The organism is uncultured Campylobacter sp. (assembly GCF_938030685.1).
In the GTDB taxonomy this organism is placed as follows: domain Bacteria; phylum Campylobacterota; class Campylobacteria; order Campylobacterales; family Campylobacteraceae; genus Campylobacter_B.
Genome location: NZ_CALHHX010000219.1, coordinates 1 through 4112, shown reverse-complemented (window position 1 = coordinate 4112; position 4112 = coordinate 1). Strand labels below are relative to the sequence as shown.

The following is a 4112-nucleotide window of genomic DNA, read 5'->3' as shown; positions in this document are numbered from 1 at the left end:
CCCCGAGCGACTTGCGCGCTGGGCGGAGGCTGCGAAACACCCCGACGAGAAGGATCTGGCGGACGCAAAAGCAGCATTTGCGGGGATAGAATAAAATTTAAAGCAAGCCGCGCAAACAGCTGCGCGGCGAAGCAAAATCAAATAAAATTTCACACTACTTAATGCGCGATTTGGAATTTTATCTTTTACTAAATTTGGACGATAAATTTCATTACTACAAGCAAATTTTCCGCCGCACGCGCAGGTTTTACTCTAGAATTTAAACGATAAAATTTCATTTCGCGCGCAATAGATCAAACAATGCCGCCGACTTTGCGCCGCTCGTGCGCGCTCTTAGCGGCGAAAAGCCCTTTTGCGAGCGAGCTGCCTGCAAGTGCTGCGGCGGCGGCCGTCATCCAATACACCGTCCGCCATTTTGCGACGGCCTGAGCGCGAAAAATCCGCTTCTGCGAGCAACCGGCCTGCGAGCGCTGCGGTCGCGATCGTCGGCTACCCCTGTCGTCACGCGTCGTAGGTCTCGCCGTTAGACGCCGCTCTCCCGCCGTGCGATACCCATCCACCGCTACTAACCGCCCGCACGACAACCCGTCGCCGCTCATCGCCCCGCCGCTTTGTCGCAGTACTGAACCCAAACCGAGCCGCTAAATTTTAAATTCCATAAAATCTCATCGCACATAAATTTTAATTCGGCAAATGCGCAAAATTTAGGTAAAATTCCACGCAAACGCTTTGACGGTCAAAATTTAAAAGGGCGAAGATGACGAATTTCGAGTACGCGCGCCGCATTAACGAGGCTGCGGGGCTAGATTTAAGCTTAGATTGCGAAGAGATCGATTGCAGGATAAGTTTTATGGGCTTTTTTAGTGCTTTATGCCCGAGGGTGCGGGCGTCGAGGCGGTGTTTGCGCCGCTGCAAAACGGCACCGAGCTGCAAGCGCGCATAATGCCGATCTACGCAGCCACGGCGCAGCAAACGCGAGAGACGTTTGGTCGAGGCGTGGCGCCCGGGTATTTTTGCCCGCCGCAGGATCCGAAATTTGATGACGAAGCGCTTAAGAGCTTAGCTTTAGTGTACGTTCGAAATTTAAAAATTTTCGCCGAGTTTCTCGGCGATGACGAGCTTTTAAAGATGCTTGAGCAGATAAAATTCGCGCGCGTGCAGGAGAGCTTTGATCTCGCGCATCACGAAGATGAGCTTGCGGACGCCGTCTATGAGGCGATCACGGAGTGGATGATAGATTCGCCTAAGCTCGATGCGAAGCTATGGGTGCTCGGCGAGGCGTACTATTCGATCAACTGCGATTACCTGCTCTCGGCGTACTTGCAGTATCCAAACTATGCGCAAAGGCCGCAGGAGGACTTTTTGAAGCCCTACTTCGAGCTATACCTAGCGGGGCGACAGGTCGCGTTTGAGCGCGGCGAGGTTGTGGTATTTACGCACTAAATTTACGCAGGCAAAAGAAGCGAATGAGCGCTCACGAGCAACTAAAATTTGAGCCTTTCAAAAAAGGAAGCGAGCGACATCCACGAACGGCTGAAATTTAAGCTCAGCAACTATGAGCGCAAATGCTTATCGCATATCCAAAAAATCTGCGTCGTAATCGAGCAATCTAGTAGGTTTCCTGCGCGTCGCGTAAAATCGATTAAAATAATTTCTGCTTTGCGTAGCCGCCGCTTTTGGCACCTTGCTAGAGCAAAATCTCCACACATCGTTGATGTTTGGATAATTGAATTTTTTCCATTACTCTGCTGCCATCACTTCGTTTGTGGCGCCCGAGAATTCACTCTCGCCAACGCTTGCTAGTTGAAATTCATCTAAATTTTAAAGTAGAATTTTGACGCAGAATTTTATGGAATTTCGCTGCCGCAAATCTCGCAAGCGATAAAATTCTATCGATTTACGCTCTTAAATTTACTCAAATCGCCGCCTGTTTTATAAAATTCTTCAGCGTCGATCATCGTGCCGTCAGGCAGCTTACAAACGGTGTAATCCACGCCGTTGCCGTCTTTGCGGACGATCAGCTCGCCGCTATTTTTGATACAAAAATCCCCAGCAGCGCTAGCCTCTGCGCTCACCGAAGCGAAAGCGCCCACCGCAAGCGCTACTGCAAAAAATCTCTTAAAACTCATTTAAATCCTTTCGTTTAATTTTGCCTGTTTTTAGGATTAAGCTTAAATTTAGGCGCTAGATACGCTAAACCTGCGCCTACATAAATAAATCGCCTTCCATCCTCGAACACCGATAATAGCGTTTTAAATGTTAAATCCTACCTAATAAATCCCAGCAGCACCAAGTCCGCTCACCGCTGTAAAATCAAAGCCACCAGACTTCATCCAATGCAAAATTTAACATCATAAAATTTTGCCTTCAATAAAATTCTAGCAGCGAAATCCAAGCCGCATCAAAGCTATTTCTACCGTAAAATACCGGCTATAAAAGCGAGAGTTATCACAAATACCAGCTCAGCGGCAAAGGCAAGCACGGATCCTAAATAATCCTCGTCTATAAGCGCGAGCTGCGCTCAAACCCTATAAATTTAACCGCCGCTAGCCGTTTTTGCGTGCGAACTCGCTCATAAAAGCGACTAGTTTTTCAACGTCCTCGTAGTTTATGGCGTTGTAGATCGAGGCGCGGATGCCGCCTAAAACGCGGTGTCCTTTAAGCCCGATCATCCCCTCTGCCTCCGCCTGCGCGACGAAAACCGGCTCAAGTGCGGCATCTGCGATATTAAAGCTCACGTTCATTAGGCTGCGGCTATCCTTTTGCGCGTGGCCGCGGTAGAAGCCGCCGCTAGCATCGATCGCGCCATAAAGCAGCGCCGCTTTGCGCTTGTTGCGCTCGTGCATCGCCGCGAGCCCGCCGATCTCGTCCTTGATCCAGCCGAGCATTAAATTTAGCATGTAAATTCCGAAAGTGTTTGGGGTATTGCTCATCGAGTCCGCGTCCGCCTGCGTCTTGTAGCGCAGGATCATCGGCGTTTTGGGGTTTGCGCGGTCCAGCAGATCCTTGCGGATTGCAACCATCGTAACGCCCGCGGGCCCGCCGTTTTTCTGAATACCGCCGTAAAACATCCCCACGCTGCTAAGATTTACGGGGCGCGAAAATAGATCGCTCGAGCTATCGACTACGAGCGGGCAGGCGCACTGCGGCAGCTGCGGATACTGCGTGCCGTAGATCGTGTTGTTCGAGCAGATGTAGCCGTAGTCGGCGTCGTCAGAAAATTTAACCTCGGGGATGCGGTCGAATTTACTATCCTCGCTGCTTGCGACCACGCGGTAGTTTATGCCGAGCACGCCCGCTTCCTTGATCGCCTTGCTCGTCCAGTTGCCCGTGTTGGCGTATTCTGCGACGCCGCCTACGTATAGGTTCATCGGCACCTGCGCGAACTGAAGGCTCGCGCCGCCTTGTAAAAACAAAATCGTAAAATCGTCCGAAAAGCCATAGAGATCGCGTACGCGGTTCATCGCGCTATGCAGAACTTCCTCAAAAATTTTGGTGCGGTGCGAGATCTCCATTATCGAAAATCCCAGCCCTGCGTAGTTTAGCAGCTCCTCTTGAGCCTGCTTTAGCACGCCCAGCGGGATGGTGCTAGGTCCTGCGCTAAAATTTAAAACCCTATCCATTTTGCCTCCTTTAGATGATTTTTGCATTTTTGCTGAGCTGCTGCGAGCAAAGGACGAACTCGTCGCCCTCGGCAAGCTCGCCTAGAGCTACCGTTTTGCCGCCCTTTTGGATTTGAACGAGGTCTTTTGTGATCTCAAAAAATTTCGCCTTTTGCGCCAAAAGCTCATCCTTGGCGCTTAGCGTATGCTCTGCGGCGCTTAGCTTGGAGCCGATGAAATTTTTAAATTTAAGCTCGAAATTTAAAAGCTTTGCAAGCGAGCCTGAAATTTTTGGCTCGACCGATTTTGATTTAAGCTCTAAAGCTGCGAGGCTCAGCGCGTTTTGTGCGGATGAAATTTTATCTTTTATCAGCCTATCAAGTGCGTCGCTTATGCCGTCGAGGCTCTGAAAGATCGCGCAAATATCGGGCAGCAGGTCGATCATCGCGGCGGTAGGCGTGAGGCTTCGGTGATCGGCTACGAAATCGCTGATGCTAAAATCGATCTCGT

General features: G+C 50.4%; 5 protein-coding genes. 1 reads left to right on the top strand and 4 read right to left on the bottom strand.

The genetic code is table 11. From position 1 onward, the window contains the following. Positions 1-293: 293 nt before the first annotated feature. Positions 294-632: a hypothetical protein gene (locus Q0369_RS10650; RefSeq protein ID WP_298099712.1), complete on the bottom strand. Its 339-nt coding sequence runs from the start codon at positions 630-632 to the stop codon at positions 294-296. Positions 633-870: 238 nt separating this feature from the next. Between Q0369_RS10650 and Q0369_RS10645 the strand changes: the two genes are divergently transcribed. Next, complete coding sequence (locus Q0369_RS10645) at positions 871-1443, top strand: hypothetical protein (protein WP_298099707.1); 573 nt, start codon at positions 871-873, stop codon at positions 1441-1443. A gap of 446 nt (positions 1444-1889) precedes the next feature. Here Q0369_RS10645 and Q0369_RS10640 read toward each other — a convergent pair whose 3' ends face one another. The 3 genes from Q0369_RS10640 to Q0369_RS10630 form a co-directional block, all read right to left on the bottom strand. Further along, positions 1890-2129, bottom strand: coding sequence for a DUF333 domain-containing protein (locus Q0369_RS10640; RefSeq protein ID WP_298099704.1), 240 nt, complete (start codon positions 2127-2129; stop codon positions 1890-1892). Between the two features lie 417 nt (positions 2130-2546). After that, positions 2547-3623 carry a 3-phosphoserine/phosphohydroxythreonine transaminase gene (serC, locus tag Q0369_RS10635; protein WP_298099701.1) on the bottom strand — a complete coding sequence of 359 codons (1077 nt, stop codon included), beginning with the start codon at positions 3621-3623 and terminating at the stop codon, positions 2547-2549. A 10-nt stretch (positions 3624-3633) separates the two neighbouring features. Next, positions 3634-4112: exodeoxyribonuclease VII large subunit (locus Q0369_RS10630; RefSeq protein WP_298099698.1), on the bottom strand; the 479-nt coding region annotated here is incomplete at its 5' end.

What these genes read in the sequence shown, in the direction of transcription:
- Q0369_RS10640 (WP_298099704.1), bottom strand. Translation starts at nt 2,129, where the DNA reads ATGAGTTTTAAGAGATTTTTTGCAGTAGCGCTTGCGGTGGGCGCTTTC.
- serC (WP_298099701.1), bottom strand. Translation starts at nt 3,623, where the DNA reads ATGGATAGGGTTTTAAATTTTAGCGCAGGACCTAGCACCATCCCGCTG.
- Q0369_RS10645 (WP_298099707.1), top strand. Translation starts at nt 871, where the DNA reads ATGCCCGAGGGTGCGGGCGTCGAGGCGGTGTTTGCGCCGCTGCAAAAC.